The following is a 21,840-nucleotide window of genomic DNA, read 5'->3' as shown; positions in this document are numbered from 1 at the left end:
TATCGGGCTACATTTTTGAGAGTGAAAATGCAGATCTCCGAATTGATGATATATGTCATGTGTCATTAATGTGATGTAAGCATTGGTACTGGATACTCGATTCAAGTCTCCCTGCGTAGTTTGTCACGTGATAAATTAATTTTGATAATATAGCCATCAGTCTGAAAATATTTTACCTGAGGCTTTGCTGATATTTCCAGCCCCTTTATTATATTGCTGCTTGTTTTCAAATCAACGGGGGAGGGGGAATCGTCGAGAGTGAACTTAGCTTTGCTATACCTATTACAGTTCTGAGTCTTAGTGGGTAGAAGACTTGTGGACAATATATAGAAAGGGAGATAGCCGCCATGCTGCGGCTATCTCCTGTTTATATCCCGATCAGGAATTCGGTTGATGATTCTCAACTACCCAGACGGTGAGTTCTTTTTCCAACGTTTTATCTCCCGTCGTTGCCTTCACTTTCACCCAACTTTCACCAGCAGTATCCGTTCTCAGTTCAGAGTAGGCATTTCCTAACTTAAAGTTGGTTTTATCCGGTGTCATCGTAAAGGTTCCGCTGTCGGGTTTGGCTCTGCTGCCTGCGCTAAATTCGACACTGCCGTTTAACGGATTGCCAAATTTATCTCGCAATCGGGCCATAAAGCCCATCGGCTCAAGGTTGGCAACGACGTAGCCAAAATCCTGCTCCAGAGTGAGTACTGGATTCTGGGCATCAGCATTCAGCATCAGCGAAGCATTTGCCGAGACGTTGCTACCGTGTTCAGCCAATGTGGCGGTCAGCGTGTAACGACCTGCCTTTTGACCGTGGACATTTACGGTCGCAGTACCGGAAGCATTGGTGGTGACAAGCGTATTATCAATCACCAGAGGATCGCGTGGCGATGGGCCTGTGGCCGTAATCTTCAGCTTACGGTTGCTGACGCTGTTCCCCGATGTATCGCTCAGATGCAGGGTAAACGCCACGTTATCCACATCACTCACTACGGCGGATGTGGTTGACGGTTCGATCGTCAACGCTGCATTTTGCAGATCTGATACCACCTCAATCGCCTTACCCGCCGTAACACGTTTACCCTCTTTGATGAAGGTTGCCTGCAATTGATAGTGCCCGGCTTCTGTGACAACAAAGGTTGTCGATGCCATTCCTTTCTCATCCAATGTCAGTTCTGACTGGCCCAGTTTTAATCCATTGGCAGGGGTACTGGTCAGGTGCACGTCGCCACTAAATGGGTTGTTCTCACCGTCGACAACCTGTACCTGAATTTCATGCGTAGCTGATGCGTTTGCCACGATGCTCTCAGCAGGTGCCGCCAAATTCAGCACTGCGCTGTTAATATCAGGTACGAATTCCAGGTCAACGCTTGAGGACTCAACGCTGTGCTGCCCATCTGTAACCCTGGCATTAACGGTGTAATGACCCGCCTTAACCGTTGTTAACGTTACCGTCGCGTAACCCTCTTTATTGGTGGTGATTTTGTCCGGATACACGAGACCTTGTGGCGTTACGATAAGCTCCACTTTCTGTCCTTCAACCGACGCGTTGGTATTGTTGAGCATGATCTCAAGCGTGGCACCATCGCGACCGTTTGCTGCAATATCGGTGATTGCGCCATTGTCTTTGGCTGTCAGAGACAATGTTGCCCCCTCCATTGCAGAGGCAAATGTGACGCTTAGGGATGAGCTGATGTTCCCCACGTTCAGCGTAACCTCATAGGTTCCCGGCGTTGAACTGGTCAGTGAGAATCTTGCTTCACCTTTGGCATCGGTGGTGGCAACGTTCTCGCCATTCGCAACCTTGACCTGTGACGGTAACGCCAGGGTGACCGTGTATCCGGATAGCGCGTTACCATAAGGGTCGGTCAGGGTAACGACCGCGACATTACTCTGTTTGCCATCCGCCAGCGCATTGTCTCTGGTCAGGTTAAACGCCTGCACCACCGGCTGCGTTTTGTCTGCAATCCAGTTGGCTTGTTTTTCCAGTCCGGAGAAATCATGTTTTTGTGACGTCACACCAATGCGTGCCGCCTGAGCCAGTTCAGATGTTGCCTTAGCGCTGTACACGCCGTCTTTCTCTTCTACTGCAGTAAAACGGATCTCGCCGCTGGCTGAAACAGCATAAAAACGTAAGCTGTCGTCGCCGGTGATGGCATTCCCGTCTTTATCTTTTGCTTCTAACGCCAGGTTAATCGGGTGCCCTACGACCTGCTCCATGGGCATTACTGTGAATGTCGATTTTGCCGACTCGGCGGAAACCGCTTTTAGTGTCACTGTCAGGGTTTCTGTTTTACCCAGGACTTTAGCGGTTATGCGTGCCGTCCCCGCAGTTAAACCCGGCGTCAGCATCGCGGTATACACCCCGGAACGGGTTTCCTGTACTTCACCAAGCTTTGGAGCCAGTGCCGAACGCTCACGATTTCTCTGTGCGTCAGGCGTAAATGCCAAAGACAACTCAATGTCATGTGCAAGCCCTGTTAACGGGTTGCCATTGGTATCTTTAAGCACCAGCTTAACCGGATGCTGTGACTTCCCATCAGCCGCGATGATCGGTTGCTGCTCATCGTTCAATGTAAAATCCATTGTGCCGACAGTGGCTGAATTCCCCGTCACCGTTACGCTCATCACCGCATAGTTAGAGACGTTTCCTTTAACATCTCGCGCCGTTGCGCCGATCTGCCACTGATTGGTGCCGCCTGGTGTATAAGCGGGTAACCTCAGTTGCCATGACGTGCCGCTACCGGAAATGCGCCCGCCAGCGGCGGCAAATGCGCTATCGTTCCACTCTACCGACTGAATGCCCCAGTGGGATTTATCCAGTGAAATCGTCACCGGAACAACGGCGCCACCTTCCCCCTGCACGCTTTCAGGCAGGCGGATTTTCAGAACCGATTTTTTGCGGTATTCCAGAACGATATTGTTATTTCGTTCGACAAAATCGTAGCGTCCGTGCTGAACTTCGCGCATCAACGCAACATTGTCGCTGTCCAACTGCTTCGCCAGCGGGATGCCGGGGCGATAGTTAATCTCTACGCCGAAGCGTGAATCATGAGTATTGCTCTGCCCCTGCTTGTGTTCAGCGGAAAGCGTAACTAGCGGAACCGGCGTATAGCTGATCCCGCCTGTAAAGGCGTACGGATTTTCCTGAAGATGATCGCTGCCAAAGAGGCCGACATTCTTGCCGTAATACTTTTCATATTTAAGCGATGCGCCCAGTTGCGGATACGATGGCAACCAACCTTGGGTATAGATATCCCATCCATCCGCCGGACGTTCCTGATAATCATCCAGATCGTGGGAATCCTTCCATTTTGATAATCTTAAATAAGCATTTGCGCCTGCATGTAAATAATCTCGCCAATACTCAACGCCTGCACCCATACGTGCGTGATGACGACTTAAATCGTAGTCATAAAATAAGTTTGCGCCCAGCATTGAATTATCCGCCGTGAAGTAGCGATAACCCATACCGATATTAGTTTGGGTTCTGTCATCGGTACGGTGAAGCGATGTCTGGCTAAATAAAACATGCTGCTTTGTATCAATCCACGGATAAAGGAAATCGAACGACGAATCTTTCAACGAGAAAGCGTCATCGACGTTGAGTTGAATACGCGCATTACCGTACTTCTGTAGCCACTCTACCACCTCCTTCGTTGCCTGTGCTGAGACGGTATTGGCAGCAAAACTGCCCGCATGGCCGTTTTCAATACTTCTGCCAGCTTGCGCGGCGAGAGAAGACAGGCCGCGCAGTTCTTGCTGTTCTGCGGCGGTCTGCGATGCCTTAACGGCTGACGCATGGCTAATGGTTGGCGTGAAGCTAAGAAGGGCAGGATACAGGGCCTGCAAAGCGATTGTTGACCATGCGACAACCTTATTAACGGGGCCTGTTGCCCCATTGCTCCGCGAAATTTTCTTATTTGACATTCGTAACTCCAATATCAATTAAAAAAATCAAAGGTTATTCTATGTACTGAACGGGATGCGTAATATATGTATTTAGTAGGAAAATTCAAGAGTTGTTCATGGAGAAGTTAACTGGATATTTTTACACTATGTGGCGTGGGGGGGGCTAACTATGTCGAATGTTTAAATGACAAATATATTTAAAAAATATGTTTCTTTTTATCGTGACGATTTTAAGTTTGTAGGGGTGTTATTTAACCATGGTCGTTCACTGTTAAATATAAAGGGGTATCAGGAAATTAATCTGCTTGTTCGTATTCAGCTATCATCACGTTCTCCGGATTTAAGTCTGGAACGTGCCAACGCTATTCATGACGGGGCAAAGAGCATAAAAAATCCCGCTTAAGCGGGCTTTTATGTCACTCGGGAGCCGCGGCTCCTTTGCGTATCCTTTTTTGTCCCCTCACCGTCTGGTCGGTGTCCTGCTGAGACTGCTAACTTCCTGTTATTGTTAGTGCTGTCCTAGTACTGGCTGAAGGAGTCTGAATAACATGCTCAACGTGTTAAATACTAAGGTTTTTTTCTTATTCAACCTTCGGTTGTGTACCTAAACGTGTACCAATTAAAGGATCTCAGGTTCAGCAACCTTGCTCCAGCGGAGACTACTAATAGACTTGAATTTTGCTATGCCTAGTTGATTTCGCTCATTTCTAGACTTTGACCCCGGAGCTTGAAGAGCTGCGACTACTACATCTCGTGATGCCTCATACATGGCAAAAGCATCATAATTTTCATCAAGCAAAACTAAAAGTACAGAATCAAATGGCTTAGATATATCAATAGCACCAATTCTCGCAGAGACTTTTTTAGGATCAGGCATATATCGACCTTTGATTTGAACTCTATATTCTTTCCCGTCCAAAATCTCAGTCGCATCGTATCCGGACTGACGTGCCGAACATAGTGACAACCCGAGAAGAGTTGCAGCTTCATGTTCAGCTATTTCTCCAGTGATTCCGAGAGGTTTGTTGGTTAATTTGTAATACCTTAGCGCCACATCTTTAGCTTCATTTAGTATGTTTAAAATTTTTTCATGGTTTTCTTGAAGCAAAGTAGTCCCCATAGGATTCCCTTTGGCTTAACACGTTACGAATTAATGTGCTGTCTTGGTGAGGCTTTCAGCTAACTTGGATCTTTCCATAGAGTATGGAGAGCTATATCATACTCAAAAAAGTTTTTTTGCATTTAACTGTTCACCACGCTGGCACCTGAGCTGATGGGGTATAACGAACAGCTTCCCGCAGTAAAACAGAGCGCCATGCAGCACTCGGTTGATTATCTGCGTGAAGTCCTGTCGGTGTGGCTGGTCGCAGGTGAAAAAATTAATTATTCCGTGCAGGACAGCGATATTTTAACGGCTATCGGATTCAGGCCTGATGCGGTCTCGCGGGATGATAATCGCCAGAAATTCACCCCGGCACAGAACCTGATTTACACCCGCCGACGTGCAGAACTGGCCACACGGTAGCACGCAAAAAAATCCCCGAAAATTCCGCTATTTTTCCCGAAAAAAGCCATGCATCCATAAGGTGCATGGTTTTGCATGCAAATCCCCGTATTTTATTTCCCATGCAACACCAGTACCGGTGCGGCCTGAGGCCGTTCATGCACCTGCATTAAAAGCGACCTCTTAAGCGGGCAGGCGTGGCGGGGAGAGCATTGCGCGCCAGTGATGGAACGTATTATTAAAGATCAATGTCAGAATTAAGCATGAAGGTACTGTCATGCTAGCCATTGGTTTGTTGCTGAAACTTCTTGTCGTGTTTGTTGGGATAGTAATTTGTGGATGAGAGGTGCTACACAAACCCAGCGTTTCGTTTTGGTTAAAATTTTTAATGACATTTCTTATGTTCAACTACATTTGGAGACTTTGATGGATAATTATCACATTACTAAAGATGGTGATAAATGGAAACTTCAAAAAGAAGGGAATCAAAGACCTAGCAAGACTGCGACAACCAAAAATGAAATTGTTGAAGAAATGCGAGAGTTTATGAAAGATAAAACGGGCTCAGTAAAGATTCACAAAGAGGATGGACGGATTCAGGAAGAACGGACTTACCAACGAAAAGATGATCCGAAAAAATCTAAGGGCTAATTGAATCAAAGCCGCCTTGTTGGCGGCTTTCTAGATATGATTTTATCTTTCATTTCAAGGATTGAAAGTGTTGAGTAAATCAACTATCTGATTAATTCCCTGTGCACTATTCAATGCTTCTATCTCTACTTCATTAAGTTTGAAGTAATTATAAGTATTCTCGGCCTTTACACTTTTTGTTTGATATTTAATTATATGGCACCCGTTAAAGTGAACATCTAAAAGATATAGGCTGTTTTTTCTGTCGATTACAGGGTGGGTTATTGCATAATATTTTGAATTGAATGGTTTTTTTCTATTGAAATTATCATTCAAAAAAGAAACGTCATTCCTTTTTATTAATAGATTGCATCTTTTACAGGCAACAGCTAAATTTTTAAGGTGAAAGTATATTCTGGGTATTGCGATTTAGGAAGAATATGTTCAACATCAATATTCATACTGTGTTCATTGTAAAAATTCTTTAAGCAGTATGCACATTTTATACCGTCAGTACGATTAGAAAGGATATAATGCTTGAGTTCTCTTCTCAAAGGGCTCAGTAAAGAGTTCTCCCACACTTTCACTTTATCATCAGCATTCTTTTCAGCAATAACGGTTCGTATGTGTGAAATGTGTTCAGGTTTAAATATAAAGTTAGGCATTTTTACTCATCTCATCAAGGATTTTATAAGCTGCTTTTATTATATTCTCTTGGCTTTCATCAGGGCCTAGTGATAAAGTTTTATCCAGTTTTTGTTGAGCGGTAGCTAAATTAATTGTTTTATTATTGAATTCATTTAAGATTTCATTGATTTTATAACTAAAATATCTGCTTCTAGACGTTAGTACTCCGAAAACATCTACCATAACTTCATCTATATTTGTTTCATTTCCCTCAAGTGGGCAGAGGATGCTATTTTCGGATTTAAATACTCTAAGACTGCTATTGTCCTCTACTGCCCCAATAACAATCATCGGTGAGTGTGTGGCTAATATTATCCTCACGTTAAAATAATATAGAAGGTCTAATAAGTTGGAAGTGTATTTTTTTTGCCAGCGAGGATGCAAACTATTTTCTGGTTCATCTATTATTATTGTGTTGCTATCTGATACATGCGTAAGAATAAATGCAAGTGTTGCAATATAACACGCTTCGCCGGAGCTTAAATGTGAGGATGGTATAATGTTATGTCCGCGATGAAAATTTATCTCAATATCTGATATTAAATGATGTTTTTTTAATAATCTCTCATGTTTTAATATCAACTCAATAAGTATGTTGTGTATTGTGTTGATTCTTTTATCTGCTTCATATGTGAATGAGTATTCCAAATAAAGTATGTGAGAGCTTTTTATTTCTCTGTCTGATTGGTAATTGATGTCATCATTAATTTTAATTAATTTTTTTAGGTTGTTTGTTATCTCTTCGATATCATTTCTAATCCATTCGTTATTATATGTTTCGGATTGAAACTTCCTGATAAAGCTTTCATATGGGAATACTGTGAATTTAAAAGTCAATTGTTCCTCAAATTCTAAATATTGCAAAACTCTTGGGAAAGTATGTGCGTGAGACGTTCTAATTTTATCATGGCCATTACTTATTACTACCTTTTTGATTGCTTTATTTAGTGTGTTGGATGATTGATTTAGGACATGGAAACGCTGACTCCTCCTTTTTGGGAATTTATTGGTTGATGTGTTTGATAAGCATATGACGTTTTGACCTACTGCGAACTCTTCATTTGAAATTTCTGCTAATATTGAACTTTTTCCAGAGCCATTATTCCCTGTAATGATATTGATGGATGAATTTTGATCTATTATCATTATTTTTTCTCACTCATAATTTTTAAATCCCAGAAATTCATTAGCTCAATTCTCTGAGCCAAATATGTTGAACGATTATAAGCTCTTCTCACTTCATTTTTATCTACATGAGCTAAGGCTGCCTCAATAATATCTGAATTAAATTCTGATTCATTCAAATAAGTACTGGCAATTGAACGCATTCCGTGAGCCACTAACTTACCTCCATAACCTATCCTCTTCAAGGCGGCATTTGCAGTCTGACTGTTCATTGGTTGTTTTGGATCATTCCTGCTCGGGAAAACATGTTCTCGATGAGAACTAATAGACTTCATTACTTCTAGAATATCTAATGCCTGTGGAGATAACGGAACAATATGCTCGCGCTTAGCTTTCATCCGCTCTGCTGGAATTGTCCATAACTTTGCATCGAGATCTATCTCTGCCCATCGAGCGCCAGAAGCTTCTGAAGGGCGAACAAGAGTCAGGAGTTGCCACTCAATAAGACAGCGAGTCGAAACAGTTAGATTTGACATGACCAGAGAACGCATCAGCTCGGGTAATTCTTCTGGTCGTAGCGTGGGCATGTTTTGCTTTTTGGGTTTCTCAAATGCCATTCCAACACCTGATGCCGGGTTAGCATCAATCAGGCCGGTATTGACTGCGTAAATCATTATTTCGTTAATGCGCTGGACCAAGCGACGAACAGTTTCTAATGCGCCTCGTGCTTTGATTGGTTCCAAAGCTTCAACAATCGTTCTGGCTTTTATCTCCTGAACGGGTATCGTACCGATTGCCGGAAACACGTCCTTATCCAAAGAGCGCCATATATCTCTCGCGTAATCCTCTGTGACGCTTTTGCTTTTCATTTTGAACCAGTTGGCCGCCACAGTTGAGAAAATACTATCCAGCTCAATCTGACGTTGCTCTGACGCTTGTTCTTGTTGCCGTTGTGGATCCATCTCTTGAGCTAGCGAAGCTAAATGTTGGTCGCGTATCTGGCGAGCTGCTGCGAGTGTAAGGGCAGGATATGAGCCGAGACTCAGATTCGTTCGGCTATTACTTACTGGACGTTGGTATCGGAAGCGCCAGAGCTTTTTACCAGATGTTTTCACGAGTAAGAACAGGCCCTCCCCATCATGCAGAGTGAAATCTTTTTCTCGGGTTTTCGCTTTGAGGATTTCGTTGTTAGTGAGGGGGCGTGTAATGTGCGCCATGTCTGGATCCCTTCCATAATTGGTACACGTTTTATGGCCCACAGTATAGCGTGTACCTAAACGTGTACCAATTTACTCTGGATTTAGCCGGATGTTCTCGGACAACGACAGGCACAAAAAAGCCCGCAAGGCTTACGCTGTGCGGGCTTTCAGGACTTCCTCGGACGACTCTGGTAATCGTTGAGGGAGAATTTTGGTGGAGCTGGCGGGAGTTGAACCCGCGTCCGAAATTCCTACATTCTCCATTCCATCTAGTGAAATCATATGTTTATGTTGAATAACAGTAACATATATGACAATGGTTAACAGTCATTGACAGCCGTTTACAACCCGGATGGACAAAATGTGGATCATAGTTTCAGGAGCAGCGGGAGAGGTGCCTTAACTTCATTACCATCAGTCCATTTTTCAAACCGTTTCTCGAACCCTAGGATGTAGTCTATCATTGGCCTGGTCTTTTGCTTAAATTCATCGGAATATTGATATTCAAATAGTTCCATTATTGAAATATATGCATGCCAGTAACCGCTAATACTTCTTTTAAAGGAATATTCAGAGGAAAACCGTGTTCTTAATTCCCATGAATCACCTTTGCTGTCCAAAAAAATGATTGAAAATATTTTTTGATTGTCAAAGTCTTTAAATAAACAGGCGAGGTGAATTTGGAAAAGAGCATTTTCCATGAGATTAAGGTGGGAATAATAATGATGCTGATCATTAAAGTGAGGTTTTTTGATTAAGCTTGCCATTTCTAACCATAACCTTTCTAGTTTGGAAGTGAAAGTTGGTGAGGCATTAAAGTCCAACTTTGATTCGGTAGCGAAAGGAAAAAACACCCTATAACAAGAATAGCTATTTCTAAATTGTAACTCATATTCTTCCCCTAAGATATTTATCGGGGTAAACTCTAAGTTTTGTATTACTTCTACGGTATGTTTTCTATGCGAGTAAAATCCATCAACGATGTTTTTTCTTTCAGCTTCTTTAATTTGCTTATCGGTTTGAATGGTTCTGTGGATATTGTTGACTATTACTCCAAAAGGAATGCAAAGCGATAGTACGGCCAGTGGAAGTTTACTGATTGTCAGAAAGTTGTTGAAGCCGTCGTCGTCGATTTGAAAACTATACCCTTGCCACACAATACTACCTAATAAAGCAAAACTCACAATTGGCATTATTAATGCAGCTTTGAATAAGGGTTGGTGTGTTAATGGTTCAGCATTCATTTTAAATGCTTTTATTTTAAATAAATATGCCAGATAAAAAATTATAAAAATAACATTGGCTGTAATGATATAGTTGTTTAATGAAGTAAGCATATTAAATATCCCTAATCATTGTTAATGGGTTTTTTGTTATTGCATCTTCTAAATGGGTAGGGGCAAAATGGGCATATATCATAGTCATTTTTATATCTGAATGACCGAGAATTTCTCTTAATACAAGAATGTTTCCACCATTCATCATAAAGTGACTGGCGAACGTATGGCGCAGAACGTGTGTGCACTGTCCTTCCGGTAAATCAATTCCAGCCTTTGCAACTACTCTCTCGAAAGTTTTTCTACATGGAGTGAATAGTCGCCCGCGCTTTTTCGGAATTTCATCATACAGTTCTTTAGATATAGGTACTGTTCTCACTTTTCTACTTTTTGTATTTTTATATGTAATCCTATACTCTGTTATTTGAGAACCTTCTAAATTTTCGGCTTCACTCCATCTAGCACCAGTGGCTAAGCAAATTTTTGCAATAATCATAACGTCCTTGCTATTAGACTCTGATAGAAATTGCAAGAGTGTCTTAATTTCTTGGGCATAAAGAAATGTAACCATTTTTTCGTCTACTTTGAACGTTGGGATTCCTGCAATCGGATTTGGTAAAGACCAGTGCCCAAGTTTTTTTAGAGTTCCAAATACCGCCGATAAATTCCTTTGTTCATGATTCACTGTTTGTGGTTTTATAGGCATGTAACGCCCATGAATATCTGGTATCTCTCCTTTTAATCTCCCTTCACGATATGCGCTAAAATCGGCTGCCGTAATATTTGATGCAATGGGATCTCCCATTCCTGCACATATTCCCTTGAGCTTAGACATCATCCGGTCTGCATCCGAGAGAGTTCTGCCGTAAAGCGAATACCACTGCTCAATCAAATCAGAGAGACGGCGGTTATCTTGTTTTTCTCCTAACCAAGGTTTGTCTTCTAATTCACTAGATATGTATTTTTCATAAGCTAAGGCCTCTCCTTTGGTTGCGAATTTTTTCCGAATCCGTTTCCCCTTTGCACCGTTTGGGCGCAAATCACAAATCCATTCCCCTTCAGTTGTTTTTCTTACGGTCATGACTCATTAACCAAGTAGATGGCAATCACTTTGCCAATTAGTTTCACATCTGAAATATCACAATCTAAAGGATACTTGCCCCAATCGATTCGCAATTTATTGCCTGGTAGAAGGGTTATCTCTTTGATGCTCTTAGCACCGGAATATTCAAGGAGGAATTTTCCATCCGCTATAGAATGATTAGCCACATCAATAAAGTAACTAGTATTGCCTTCTGTAATGATTTGGAGTTCGCCTTTGTAATTAGGCAGCATTGCCTTATCAAAAAGGAAAGAGGCCTGCCTAACAACATCTGCCCCATCAATTTTATAGGCTGGGATGCGACAAGTATCACTGGTTGCCGGATCGAATCTTACACCCTCGCCAGTCGTTAGCCACTCGATAGAAGCCCCTGTTTGTAAAGCACAAAGCAAGACCAGGTCCGCAGGAAAATTATCGCGCATGATTCTAGTGCTTAGAGCGCTAGCGGACATTCCAAGGTAGTTGGAAAGCTGAAGTCTTGATGTAAAGCCATATGCTTCACAGATTCGTTCTACTGCTTCCCGAGCGCCTGTTTTGATATTGTACGTTTTCATGTTTGTAGTTCGCAGTGGTTGACAAACGACAAAATCAAAAATACTCTCTGCAATGTTTCGTTTGTAGTTAGTATGCTTTGTCGAATGTAGTTTGTTAACAATGGTTGTCACTAGTAGCAGCTGGTGACAACTGAGCAGGAGATTTTGCCTTATGAAAACTAGTGCTGCAAACTATCGCATTGCAGCGGATTGCGTTGTTTACCAGGTTGATAGCCAAAAGTAATTGCACTGGCTGTGAAAAGGACATTGCACTTGCCTGGCTCAGCGAGCTGACTTCAGATCTGGAAAGTAAACTTGATGAATATGAAAGTAAAAGCCCCCGGGAAGGGGGCTTATCAGGCGGCGGGAGTCGCTTTCAGTAGGTCTAATGCCATTTGACGCTGATCGGGTGACAGTGCATTCAGTATTTTCTGCACCATAGCATCACCCGTTTTTGCGCTGGGGCTGAGAGTGTGGGAGAACGTCAGATTCATCACAAACGTATGGCCACACTCCACATCTGAACAGGCGCAGTAAATATCCGCAATCTGCCGGTGCTTCCGGTTTGTTTTACGAATAACAGCCTTTGAGCCGCATTCCGGGCATTCGATTTTCAGAACTCGCATATTCCATGCTCCAGCTGTTAAATGATGCCTGGATTTTAGCCTTTTTCGCCTCATGCCGCATCCTTATCCGTTGATTCTGTGTAACTTAAATCAAAGTGAAGGTGCAGACGTTCCGGTATTTCGGGATCATTGTTAACAGCGGTCATAAACCGGCGCTGAATAGGCGCTATCTCGCTTTTCTTGTAAATCCTTTCCGCCTTTTCAACATCCCCCAGACCGGCAGTGTTCTGCGGGACAATTCCGGCCAGGCCAGCAGGAAAGCGGTGCGCGTTGAGAATGTCCTGCGCACTGATGTTTTTGATGTTGGCAAATTCATCTTTTGCAGAGATATCCCCCATTTCAATGAACTTGATCGCATCCCCATCCCCGCCTGGAATGTTCACCAGAATGGTGGAGAAGTTGCCAATACCTTTGCTGTCCCGCAGCTGCTGTTCAATTTCCTCTTCCATTTCATCCGTCATACTGGGATCGCGCGTGTAGAGAATGCCGCCAGTATGGGCGCCGTTGTGGTAGTAGCGGCGGCGGAAAATGACGGCTTCACTGTTAAGCAAGGCCGAGTGTACGCCGCCGATATAGTCGGGCAGCCCGTAAATATGCTGCTGCGGGTCGTACATCTTGATAAAAATGATATCTTCCTGCGGCCATACCTGCGGTTCACCGTCCTGCAACACCACATAATCGCCGGGCTGGTCTGTGGCGTTGTCCCTGACTTTACGGCGGCGAATATACAGGCCGGGTAAAGGTTCCAGGGCAATCACGTCCCCCCATCCGTTGCGGATTTTACCAATTGCGATATCACCGAAGGTTGTATAGTCGAACGCCGCGGCTTCCAGCTGGTCGTAAGTCAGGCCACCGCCCAGATAATCAGACACAATCATATTTTTCCGGGCGTGGATGATGCCGCCATGCTGACCATTCAGATTGATAAGCTGTGCCAGTGCCAGCCGGTCAATCGGCTGGGTAAAGTGATCGGCGGCATTGTCGTACCAGATGTCGCGGTAATCCGTGCCGGTGGTCAGGACAGGTTCCGGTTTGCCGAATGTGATGATGCTCATTTTTTTGGACTTATCGCCGCGCGGGTTGCGCTTAACGAAGCGGTTTTTTTTACTCATGCAGCCTCTTTCCTTACACCCCAGCGGGATTTCGGTTTGTTTTCGTAGTTGAGTGGTTCGTTATGCAGGGCGTGGGTAATGGCCCAGAATGCCTCTGCGTGGCCAGTGTCCTGGCTGCGGTCAGCGACAAATGTCATGGCGTTACCGCTTTGCGTGGTGGTGCGGCGTACAGCCATAAAGCTGGCCGGGATCTCTTTCAGGTTTTTGTCCCATTCAATACGCTGGCTTTCCACCACGTCCGCCGCTTTCAGTACCAGCTGATTTTTCGTGTTCATGTCGTAACGAATGGCGACGGCAACGCGCATGGCAAAGTGCTGGATGTTGTCAAAAACACCCTGGCCAATACCGGTAACGTCCACTCCCAGATAGGTGAAGTTGTATTTTTTAAACAGGAGTTCGATCTGCCTGGCCTGATAGCGGAAGTTCATGCCCTTCCAGTTAATAACCTTCAGAACGCGGAATTTCTCTGCGGCGTACATCGGCGGGGCAATAATCACAAAACACGACAAATCGCCGCTGCGTGCCGGGTCAAAGCCTCCCCATACTGGCCTGTCACCAAATGGCCGTGCAGCGTCCGGGTTGTGATCCTGCCAGGTGTCCACCTCCACACCGCAGGCTTCCAGGTCAGAAAAGCTGAATACGGAATCCTTGCTGTCCACGAACACGCACATATAGAGCATGTTGAAGGTGGCCGTGTTGTAGCGGTTGCGCAGCTTCTCGATGTTGGCCAGGTTGAAGCCACCTGCAATGGCATCCTCCATTGTGATGACATAGCGCCACTGCCCATCCGGGCAAAGCCGTCCGCCGTTGCGCATTTCATCAAAGGACGGGAACTGGGCGGCCGCGCGTTTTTTGCTGCCCTGTTTCCATTCCTCACCCGTCCAGAACGGGTAAGCCTGGTGTGTTTTGGCCGATGGCGTTGAAAAGTAGGTGGTGCGCCATTTGTCATGGGTGGCCATTGCGCTGGCCACTTCGTTAAGCCTGGCGAAGTTAGGCACCCAGAAATATTCGTCACAGTACAGGTGGCCACTGTAGGACTGCGCCGTATTTTTGTTGGTTGAGAGAAAACGCAGTTCAGCGCCGTTGCTGAGGCGGATCGGGTTGCCGGTCAGCGTGATGCCAAAATACTGCTCTGCAATGTTGACGATGTAAGACCGGAAGTATTCCGCCTGGACTTTGGAGGCTGACAGGAAGATTTGCGGATCGCCTGTCATGACCGCGTTTTCAAAGGCTTCAAATGCAAAGTACCAGGTGGCACCGATCTGGCGGCTTTTAAGGATGTTCCTGACCTGCTGGCCAATATTCCTGCGCAGGTGTTTCTGGTATTCAAAAAGATGTTCATCCGCCCAGGTGTCAAAATCCGCCTGAGTCAGAGAAGAAATATCGTTTTTCCTGTTTTTGCGTTTGGGGCGCGGTTCATCGCTGTTGCTGTCCCGCGCAGCTGCCTGACCGTTACTCTGGCCGCTGGCCATCTTTTCTTTATGCTTATTGCTTTGAGCACGCAGCTTTGTGGCGTGGGCAATCAGCATGTCCATTTCTTTCAGGTCGAGATCGGTTTTATTATCGCGGCTGGCCAGCAGCTGGTAGCGGCGTTCAATTGCCTCCTCTGTACTTTCAAAGCTGAGTAAATCCGCCCAGCTGTATTTCTCAGCCCAGTAGTAAACGATCCGCGCATTCGGCAGATTTAATTCTGATGCAATTTCTTTGGGCGTATAGCGGCGCAAATAAAGTGCGCGGACAACGCCTTTTAGTTCTTCTGAGTATTTAGCCATGCGGATAATTATGCCGTGGCTGTTATGAAAAAACGGCGGTGTTAATTCGCGTCTGTTCGGTAATACGTGATAACCGAACTGTTCAGAATAAAGCGTGATGCGGTGGTGGTTTTATTTGGCAATAATTGATTTGCAGCGTCGGTGAATAAATCAGGGGGGATATGTCGCATTTAAAAACTGACTGGCTGTGTGTTGCTACCGAAGGGGATACCGTTGATGGCAGAGATATTAAACGTCAGTGGATTATCGATATGGGGGAAACCTATGACTATAACCACTATGTCGCTCTAATCTGGCCAGAACACGAGGATGATTGCGGTAATTTTGGGGAGGTACTGGAAGCCACCTGGCATGATGGTGAGGACGGACTGGCGCGGCTTTACGTCAGCCTTTGCCCGAATATGCGTTTAATTTTCGCCAACCATGAAGATCAGCTCCTGTTCTTCTCGATTGAACCGGAAGAAAACTGGCGCGGTAGTGGGCGTACATACCTCAAGGGGCTGGCGGTAACAGATACTCCCGCCAGTGTTGGCACCACACGGCTGCGCTTTAGTAGTCGGCGCAAAAAATTATCTAAGCAGGGATATTACAGTTGTGTGATTTCCCGTGACGGAAAAATTAAACAGGACATACGAATGAAGAACTGGCAAAAATTGTTTGGTATTAAACCGAAGTTTGAAGATGAAACGCCGCCTGATGATACCGCACAGGGTGATGATAAGTTACAGGCGCTGGCCAATGCGGTAAACGAACTGGAAGGCCGTGTGGCCAAAATTGAAAATCAGCTCAATGATGTTCAGGGTGATGTGGATACCATTGCGGAAGTGGTCGATACCGAAGAATTTGCGGCTATTCGTGATAATGCAAAAGATATCGTTAAACGTTTTAACGATCTGGGTAATAAATCCACCCGTACACCAGGGCGCAAGATTTCAGAAAAAGCGGGTAAATTTAATTTCCTGTAATACGTTCTGACGTTAATTAGTACAAAACATTTTTATTATCGCTTAATCGCGAGGGAGTTTTATGCACCTTAATAATCGTGCACGGGATTTACTGGATAAATATTCGAGTGGTATGGCGCAGCAGTTTGGCGCACGTGATACCAGTCGTTATTTCTCCCTGAATGACCCGCAGGAAAACGCGCTGCGTCTGGCGCTGCTGGAGTCCGTGGAGTTCCTGAACATGATCACCTGTCTGGATGTTGACCAGCTGAGTGGCCAGGTGATTTCTGTCGGTTCCTCCGTGCTGCATACCGGCCGCAGTGAAAATGGCCGCTTTGTTCGTCAGGTTGGCGTGGACGGCAATGACTATTCACTGGTTGAAACGGACAGCTGCGCCGCACTGCGCTGGGATCTGCTTTCGGTCTGGGCCAATGCCGGTAAGGACGAAAACGAGTTTTACAACCTGGTCCAGGCGTTTACCACACAGGCGTTTGCGCTGGATATGCTGCGTATTGGTTTTAACGGTAAGAGCCGTGCCAAAACGACGAATCCAACGGATAACCCGAACGGCGAAGATGTCAACATCGGCTGGCATGAGCGTATGAAAACGCTGCTGGGTGGTAATCAGATTATGACCGATCCGGTCGTGCTGGATGAGGCCGGGGATTACAAGTCACTGGATGCAATGGCTTCAGACCTGATTAACGCCAAGATTCCTGCCCAGTTCCGCAATGACCCGCGCCTGGTGGTTCTGGTCGGTGCTGATCTGGTTGCTGCTGAACAATACCGACTGTATCAGGCCGCAGACCGCCCGACTGAGAAAATTGCGGCGCAGATGCTGGGTAGCACTATTGCTGGCCGTCCTGCTGTTATCCCGCCGTTTATGCCGGGTAAACGTATGGTCGTCACGCCGCTTTCTAATTTGCATATCTACACCCAGCGCAACACCCGCATGCGTAAGGCGGAATTTGTTGAAGACCGTAAGCAGTTCGAAAACAAATACCTGCGTAATGAAGGCTATGCGGTTGAAGTGCCGGAGTTGTATGCGGCCATTGATGAATCCGCCGTGACCATCGGCAAGGTTTCCGAACCAGCAGAGGGCTGATAAATGGCACTTTCTCCCGCGCAGCGTCACAGCCAGCGCATTGCGATGGAACAAAAGCTGAAACGCAGCCAGGCACTGGAAACCACGGAAAGCATGCACCTGTTGATTAAGGCGCTGGAAACGGATGTGGAACATGCCCGTAACTTGCCAACAATCGCGGATCGCGTTGAGTTTAAGCGGGATGTGTTGCTGCCGCGCTGGACACCGACTGTGGAAGCCTATCTGGAAAGCGGGCAGGTGTACGCCAACCCGGTATTTGCCTGGTGTGTTATCTGGTTGTTTGACGTGGGCGATCTGGATAAGGCGCTGGACTGGGCTGACATTGCAATCAGCCAGCAGCAGGCAACCCCGGATCGGTTGCGCAGCAATTTTCCTACGTTCGTGGCCGATACGATGCTGGCCTGGGCGCAGGAAACATCCGGGCGCGGGGAAAGTGTTGAGCCGTATTTTTCCCGCACATTTGAGCGTGTCGCCAGTACCTGGCGGCTGCATGAACAAGTCACGGCCAAGTGGTTCAAGTTTGCCGGGCTGGAGCTGCTGCGTGGCGAAGATGGCCAGACAACGGCTGCGGGCGTGGACGACATTGAAACGCTGGAGAAAGCCGATCAACTGCTGGCCACCGCAGAAAAATACTATTTAAAAATCGGCGTCAGAACGGCACGGCAGACGATTGCCGCCCGTATCCGAAAACTGACGCAGGGGTAAAGACTACCGCAAGCCAGGCGGACGCGGTGGAGGGCAGAACGCTCCGTGTGTCACTGTGCCGTGGAAACCGGTCAGTCCGCCTTTTTCGGGGGAATTATGTTTAGCGGAAAACCGCTGGATTATCAGGATGAACCGCTGACGAATAACGGGTTCTGGCCGGATCTGAATCTGAAGGACTTTCAGGCGCAGCGGTCACTGCCAGCCGATATCGACGCGGACACCATCAGTCAGGCGCTGCTGGCCGCTGTCGCGGAGGTGAATGCCGAGCTGGAAAACGTTGAGGCCAGCTGGAAAGCAAAAGGCCACACGCTGGCGGCAGATGTTCCGGGTGTCAGCATGGGCGGGCTTAACAGCCTGTGCGCCCAGTATATGAAAGCGGTATTTGCCAGGGCAAAAGCGGATTTGCTGGGGGAGTTCGCCACTGTCGGGCGGCGTGAAACCCATCCGGGGCAGGAGAGTATGGAAACCCGCGCCGGGTTACTGGCTGAGGCTTCAGTGGTGATCCGCCGCATGAAGGGACTGAAACGGGCAACGGTGAAAAAAGTATGAGCCAGACGCAGCTTGAGAGCCTGACCGCATTTTTTCAGCAAAACGTGCCGCCGCGCGCCATGCAGTCATTTGACAGTGTGCTGGATGAAATGAAGTTCATCCCTGCCGCGAAGGATTACGGGCTGGGACAGTACCGCCAGGCGGTGATTCGCTATGACGCGGTAATCAGCTGGCAGCGTTTCCCGTATCGCCTGTGTCCGCCGCAGTTGCTCATGTCGCTGCTGGCCGCGTGGCTGGATGAGGCTGACAGGGAATTACTGGATGAAGTCGGCCTGACTGAAGCTGAACCGGACTGGGATGTGTCAGTGGAGGATGAGGAAACCGCCACCATTGTGCTGACGGTACCAATGGCGGAAGAACTGGTGATCAGGGAGGACGAAAACGGGGCGATCCCGTGGCAGGGGAAACGCTGGTCGCTGGTTAACCCTGAAGTCTGGATAGCGATCACCGCCAATATTTATGGCGTGGATGAAACCGGTGCGCCGGTAGGCGGTAACGAATGATTGCCGGTGGCGAGCTGAATAAAAAACAGCTGGCAGAGTTGCGTAAATCACTGGCCAGCATGGAGCTGCCGCCCAAAAAGCGCCAGCGTCTTATCTGGAGGCTGGCCAAATACGGCGTGATTGCCGCCGCAAAACGGCATGTCCGTAACCCGGATAACCAGACGCCGGTATATTCTGCGGTGCCGCTGCCGGTACCTATGGCCGGTAATGATTCGGGTATGTTTCAGTTCCCGCCTGAAGGGACGCTGGTTGAAGTTGCGTTTACCGGTGGACGCCCGGATAAACCGTTTATCAGGCAGACACTGCCGGATGGTACCAGTCTGCCGGATGTTAAACCCGGCGAGCAGCTGCAACAGCAGCGGGCGGAAGTGTCGCAACGTGTTACCCAGGCTGGCGACTGGGTGAGGCAGACCGATCAGACCATCAGCGAAACATCGATGGCGCGGACGGTCAAGGCGGACACGGAACGGCGCGATCTGGTCAGCCGTGAAACGACCGTTAAAGCCACAGACAAAACCACTGTACTGGGCACTGCCACCCTGATGGCCGGAGCCATTCAGCATGTAAGTGCAGGGGATTATAGCCAGGCCGTTAAAGGCAACAGGCTGGCCAGCATTGAAGGAAATGACGAAGCCGATATTACCGGCAAACAATCCACGAAAGTGGCCGGAGCCGTGGATGTTGATGTGGGGGGAACTCTGACTGAAAAGATTGCCGCATTGCGCAAATCGGTGGCAGCGGGCGGTCAGCAGATTATGGGGCCAACCGTCCATATTGGCAGTGAGAGCGTCAATACGCTGACCATGATGCTGGATACCATTGATTTACTGGCAGAGCTGGCGCAGCAATGTGCGGGCCATTCACACCCCAGCGTTGGTACGCCAACCAATGCCGGAGCATTTACCCAGACGGCAGAGAGGGCAGGACAGACCCGGAGTAAGTACCAGAAAATAATCGCCTGATCATCCCATCAGCCCGCGCATAATGCGGGCTTTGTCGTTTTCATGCTTGGTGCTTATTGTGTTCTATATATCGCAATGATTTTAGAATTGATTGATTATTGAGCACTCCAATATGCCTTGTTTATGCATGGTAAAATATACCTTTCATAACCGAGGAAATCACAATGGCAACATGTTCCGTCAACCCATACCACGATATTGCAGACAAAAATAAGCAGTCCGCAATTGTCAAAATTCTGGCTTTACTCAAGGAGGAAGAACTAACAAAGGAGAGTCTTATTGGACGATCCGATAAAGGAAGTAGTACAGAATATCTGCTGAATGAGTTAATGATGTATGGATTGATTCAGCCAAGTATTAAGGATGGATTCGTTAGTCTATCAGACAGGGGAGAGTACGCACTAAATGAAATGGAATAACACTGATTAAAACCCGCCTTGTGCGGGTTTTTTTATACCTGCATTCACACGCAACCAGACGCATTCTAAGCACATCTATACGCAGACTGTTACCGCGTAATGTCGCAAAAGGATCTGTGTCGCTACGTAGCGCTGGTTATGCTATATGCTGACGAAAAAAATCTATCACAGACAAAAACGGCACTACACCGCACCCGCCTGCGGTTTCTGGATCGATATAATTTTTCAGTTTTCTTTTTCTTCAAACTACCAACCTGGACAGCACCATTACTGGGGGATTAGCGGATAACGTGAACTGAAAAGATTGAAAAGAATTTCAGTGTTTTTCAGTTTTAAGGATCTCAAAATGATTGCAGTTTAATGTTAACTGACTGTTTTAAATGGTGTAATTTATCTTTTTCTCACCGGAGTGGATCTTTGGCTTTGAATCGCCAATTTGAGCTGCTAAGCCGTGTTATCAGCCCTTACGGGGCTTTTAGTAGTATTCTAGATTTCTGCAAACTGAAAAATCTGCGCTCTGTTATGCTGTTTTATGTAAAGCGTTTGTCGAGGTTATAGGCCGATAAAATATTTCAATTGGCTGTATTAATCAGGAACTACGAAGTCGCTTCTCGAATCAATCGAGCGATTAAATCACTGGTTTTGTTGATTTGAGATTGCAACACTTTGTAGGGGTCACCGTCTGTGATACGAAATATGATGTGATTTAAATTTACTCTGTCCCGAGTTATTTCGGTAAAGAGTTGGTTCACCTCGTCAGATCCTAGGCTCGCAAGCCTAGCTTGTATCGAGGACATTTCATTCCAATAGTCTGTGCGGGCAACATATTGGTTTCTTACTTCAGCAGTTTCAAACTGTAAACCATATATTGTTTGCATTTCTTGAGTGTGGGTTGTGAGCCACTTTAAAGCAGGTTCAATGACATAGTTTAAACGCAAATTTTTCAGTGTTTCATTGCGTTTAGTTTCATCTTGATGTTCCAACTCTTTAGTTTTTACTTGCAAGTTGTGCCTTAGTGTTAGCCGAGTGGTTAACAAAGTTATGGTTCCGCCGACCAAGCTACCCAATAACCCCCATAGAGCTGATGGTTCTTTAACCGCAAAATCTACAAGTTTTGCGAACACGTGACCAAACTTAGCAATATACAACATCAATACATCTACCATCGTAATGACCTCTATGG

General features: G+C 46.4%; 19 protein-coding genes and 2 pseudogenes. 10 read left to right on the top strand and 11 right to left on the bottom strand.

Annotated elements, in window-relative coordinates; all coding sequences use genetic code 11:
* Positions 1 to 378: 378 nt before the first annotated feature.
* Positions 379 to 3,921, bottom strand: coding sequence for an inverse autotransporter beta domain-containing protein (locus OGV98_RS22085; protein ID WP_286552157.1), 3,543 nt, complete (start codon positions 3,919 to 3,921; stop codon positions 379 to 381).
* A gap of 166 nt (positions 3,922 to 4,087) precedes the next feature.
* Here OGV98_RS22085 and OGV98_RS22080 point away from each other — a divergent pair, with 166 nt between their 5' ends.
* Positions 4,088 to 4,306: a hypothetical protein gene (locus tag OGV98_RS22080; RefSeq protein ID WP_174501426.1), complete on the top strand. Its 219-nt coding sequence runs from the start codon at positions 4,088 to 4,090 to the stop codon at positions 4,304 to 4,306.
* A 216-nt stretch (positions 4,307 to 4,522) separates the two neighbouring features.
* Here OGV98_RS22080 and OGV98_RS22075 read toward each other — a convergent pair whose 3' ends face one another.
* Positions 4,523 to 5,023, bottom strand: coding sequence for a DUF6998 domain-containing protein (locus OGV98_RS22075; RefSeq protein WP_202581046.1), 501 nt, complete (start codon positions 5,021 to 5,023; stop codon positions 4,523 to 4,525).
* Positions 5,024 to 5,149: 126 nt separating this feature from the next.
* Between OGV98_RS22075 and OGV98_RS22070 the strand changes: the two are divergent.
* Both OGV98_RS22070 and OGV98_RS22065 read left to right on the top strand, forming a co-directional pair.
* A pseudogene (locus OGV98_RS22070) lies at positions 5,150 to 5,428 on the top strand (phage polarity suppression protein); the annotation flags it as partial.
* A gap of 405 nt (positions 5,429 to 5,833) precedes the next feature.
* Positions 5,834 to 6,058, top strand: coding sequence for a DUF2188 domain-containing protein (locus OGV98_RS22065; RefSeq protein WP_202581047.1), 225 nt, complete (start codon positions 5,834 to 5,836; stop codon positions 6,056 to 6,058).
* 636 nt (positions 6,059 to 6,694) lie between these two features.
* Here OGV98_RS22065 and OGV98_RS22060 read toward each other — a convergent pair.
* The 8 genes from OGV98_RS22060 to OGV98_RS22025 form a co-directional block, all read right to left on the bottom strand.
* The gene (locus OGV98_RS22060; protein ID WP_202581049.1) at positions 6,695 to 7,870 is read right to left on the bottom strand and encodes an AAA family ATPase; all 1,176 of its coding nucleotides are present in this window, start codon (positions 7,868 to 7,870) and stop codon (positions 6,695 to 6,697) included.
* A complete protein-coding gene (locus tag OGV98_RS22055; protein ID WP_202581050.1) occupies positions 7,870 to 9,066 on the bottom strand; it encodes an integrase domain-containing protein in 1,197 nt (398 codons plus the stop codon). The genes OGV98_RS22060 and OGV98_RS22055 overlap by 1 nt, the downstream gene beginning before the upstream one ends.
* Positions 9,067 to 9,416: 350 nt before the next feature.
* Positions 9,417 to 10,385: a hypothetical protein gene (locus OGV98_RS22050; protein WP_286552147.1), complete on the bottom strand. Its 969-nt coding sequence runs from the start codon at positions 10,383 to 10,385 to the stop codon at positions 9,417 to 9,419.
* A gap of 1 nt (position 10,386) precedes the next feature.
* The gene (locus OGV98_RS22045; RefSeq protein WP_230121690.1) at positions 10,387 to 11,406 is read right to left on the bottom strand and encodes a phage integrase; all 1,020 of its coding nucleotides are present in this window, start codon (positions 11,404 to 11,406) and stop codon (positions 10,387 to 10,389) included.
* On the bottom strand, positions 11,403 to 11,981 hold the full coding sequence (locus tag OGV98_RS22040; RefSeq protein WP_230121689.1) for a phage repressor protein CI: 579 nt from the start codon (positions 11,979 to 11,981) through the stop codon (positions 11,403 to 11,405). Before OGV98_RS22040 ends, OGV98_RS22045 begins: the two co-directional genes overlap by 4 nt.
* Before the next feature lie 335 nt (positions 11,982 to 12,316).
* Positions 12,317 to 12,640: an Ogr/Delta-like zinc finger protein gene (locus OGV98_RS22035; RefSeq protein ID WP_012602735.1), complete on the bottom strand. Its 324-nt coding sequence runs from the start codon at positions 12,638 to 12,640 to the stop codon at positions 12,317 to 12,319.
* Complete coding sequence (locus OGV98_RS22030; RefSeq protein WP_086551032.1) at positions 12,637 to 13,698, bottom strand: phage portal protein; 1,062 nt, start codon at positions 13,696 to 13,698, stop codon at positions 12,637 to 12,639. Before OGV98_RS22030 ends, OGV98_RS22035 begins: the two co-directional genes overlap by 4 nt.
* A complete protein-coding gene (locus tag OGV98_RS22025; protein ID WP_048998141.1) occupies positions 13,695 to 15,470 on the bottom strand; it encodes a terminase large subunit domain-containing protein in 1,776 nt (591 codons plus the stop codon). Before OGV98_RS22025 ends, OGV98_RS22030 begins: the two co-directional genes overlap by 4 nt.
* Positions 15,471 to 15,631: 161 nt before the next feature.
* Between OGV98_RS22025 and OGV98_RS22020 the strand changes: the two genes are divergently transcribed.
* The 7 genes and pseudogenes from OGV98_RS22020 (at position 15,632) to OGV98_RS21990 (ending at position 20,657) form a co-directional block, all read left to right on the top strand.
* Positions 15,632 to 16,435, top strand: a complete 804-nt coding sequence (locus tag OGV98_RS22020; protein WP_000018794.1) for a GPO family capsid scaffolding protein — start codon at positions 15,632 to 15,634, stop codon at positions 16,433 to 16,435.
* 61 nt (positions 16,436 to 16,496) lie between these two features.
* Positions 16,497 to 17,519 (top strand): phage major capsid protein, P2 family, encoded by a 1,023-nt coding sequence (locus tag OGV98_RS22015; RefSeq protein ID WP_003838043.1) that lies wholly within the window; start codon positions 16,497 to 16,499, stop codon positions 17,517 to 17,519.
* A 3-nt stretch (positions 17,520 to 17,522) separates the two neighbouring features.
* On the top strand, positions 17,523 to 18,224 hold the full coding sequence (gpM, locus tag OGV98_RS22010) for a phage terminase small subunit (RefSeq protein ID WP_052928182.1): 702 nt from the start codon (positions 17,523 to 17,525) through the stop codon (positions 18,222 to 18,224).
* Positions 18,225 to 18,320: 96 nt separating this feature from the next.
* Complete coding sequence (locus OGV98_RS22005) at positions 18,321 to 18,773, top strand: head completion/stabilization protein (protein ID WP_172616068.1); 453 nt, start codon at positions 18,321 to 18,323, stop codon at positions 18,771 to 18,773.
* A complete protein-coding gene (locus OGV98_RS22000) occupies positions 18,770 to 19,276 on the top strand; it encodes a phage tail protein (RefSeq protein ID WP_021293728.1) in 507 nt (168 codons plus the stop codon). The genes OGV98_RS22005 and OGV98_RS22000 overlap by 4 nt, the downstream gene beginning before the upstream one ends.
* A 146-nt stretch (positions 19,277 to 19,422) precedes the next feature.
* Positions 19,423 to 20,238 (top strand): annotated as a pseudogene (locus OGV98_RS21995) (hypothetical protein); the annotation flags it as partial.
* A gap of 164 nt (positions 20,239 to 20,402) precedes the next feature.
* A complete protein-coding gene (locus tag OGV98_RS21990; RefSeq protein WP_230121671.1) occupies positions 20,403 to 20,657 on the top strand; it encodes a hypothetical protein in 255 nt (84 codons plus the stop codon).
* A 596-nt stretch (positions 20,658 to 21,253) separates the two neighbouring features.
* On the opposite strand, the gene OGV98_RS21985 is transcribed toward OGV98_RS21990, so the two are convergent.
* Positions 21,254 to 21,823: a hypothetical protein gene (locus OGV98_RS21985; protein ID WP_230121670.1), complete on the bottom strand. Its 570-nt coding sequence runs from the start codon at positions 21,821 to 21,823 to the stop codon at positions 21,254 to 21,256.
* Positions 21,824 to 21,840: the final 17 nt, after the last annotated feature.

Origin of the sequence: Citrobacter sp. Cf136 (assembly GCF_030333815.1) — a bacterium.
GTDB classification, from domain to species: domain Bacteria; phylum Pseudomonadota; class Gammaproteobacteria; order Enterobacterales; family Enterobacteriaceae; genus Citrobacter; species Citrobacter freundii.
This window is presented reverse-complemented; position numbering and strand designations above follow the sequence as displayed.

Excerpts from the sequence above, each read along its gene's own strand:
- OGV98_RS22000 (WP_021293728.1), top strand. The coding sequence starts at position 18,770 with ATGAGCCAGACGCAGCTTGAGAGCCTGACCGCATTTTTTCAGCAAAAC.
- OGV98_RS22055 (WP_202581050.1), bottom strand. The coding sequence starts at position 9,066 with ATGGCGCACATTACACGCCCCCTCACTAACAACGAAATCCTCAAAGCG.
- OGV98_RS22075 (WP_202581046.1), bottom strand. The coding sequence starts at position 5,023 with ATGGGGACTACTTTGCTTCAAGAAAACCATGAAAAAATTTTAAACATA.
- OGV98_RS21985 (WP_230121670.1), bottom strand. The coding sequence starts at position 21,823 with ATGGTAGATGTATTGATGTTGTATATTGCTAAGTTTGGTCACGTGTTC.
- OGV98_RS22025 (WP_048998141.1), bottom strand. The coding sequence starts at position 15,470 with ATGGCTAAATACTCAGAAGAACTAAAAGGCGTTGTCCGCGCACTTTAT.
- OGV98_RS22060 (WP_202581049.1), bottom strand. The coding sequence starts at position 7,870 with ATGATAATAGATCAAAATTCATCCATCAATATCATTACAGGGAATAAT.
- OGV98_RS22005 (WP_172616068.1), top strand. The coding sequence starts at position 18,321 with ATGTTTAGCGGAAAACCGCTGGATTATCAGGATGAACCGCTGACGAAT.
- OGV98_RS22045 (WP_230121690.1), bottom strand. The coding sequence starts at position 11,406 with ATGACCGTAAGAAAAACAACTGAAGGGGAATGGATTTGTGATTTGCGC.
- OGV98_RS22015 (WP_003838043.1), top strand. The coding sequence starts at position 16,497 with ATGCACCTTAATAATCGTGCACGGGATTTACTGGATAAATATTCGAGT.
- OGV98_RS22085 (WP_286552157.1), bottom strand. The coding sequence starts at position 3,921 with ATGTCAAATAAGAAAATTTCGCGGAGCAATGGGGCAACAGGCCCCGTT.
- gpM (WP_052928182.1), top strand. The coding sequence starts at position 17,523 with ATGGCACTTTCTCCCGCGCAGCGTCACAGCCAGCGCATTGCGATGGAA.
- OGV98_RS22030 (WP_086551032.1), bottom strand. The coding sequence starts at position 13,698 with ATGAGTAAAAAAAACCGCTTCGTTAAGCGCAACCCGCGCGGCGATAAG.
- OGV98_RS22035 (WP_012602735.1), bottom strand. The coding sequence starts at position 12,640 with ATGAGGCGAAAAAGGCTAAAATCCAGGCATCATTTAACAGCTGGAGCA.
- OGV98_RS22050 (WP_286552147.1), bottom strand. The coding sequence starts at position 10,385 with ATGCTTACTTCATTAAACAACTATATCATTACAGCCAATGTTATTTTT.
- OGV98_RS22020 (WP_000018794.1), top strand. The coding sequence starts at position 15,632 with ATGTCGCATTTAAAAACTGACTGGCTGTGTGTTGCTACCGAAGGGGAT.
- OGV98_RS22080 (WP_174501426.1), top strand. The coding sequence starts at position 4,088 with ATGACAAATATATTTAAAAAATATGTTTCTTTTTATCGTGACGATTTT.
- OGV98_RS21990 (WP_230121671.1), top strand. The coding sequence starts at position 20,403 with ATGGCAACATGTTCCGTCAACCCATACCACGATATTGCAGACAAAAAT.
- OGV98_RS22040 (WP_230121689.1), bottom strand. The coding sequence starts at position 11,981 with ATGAAAACGTACAATATCAAAACAGGCGCTCGGGAAGCAGTAGAACGA.
- OGV98_RS22065 (WP_202581047.1), top strand. The coding sequence starts at position 5,834 with ATGGATAATTATCACATTACTAAAGATGGTGATAAATGGAAACTTCAA.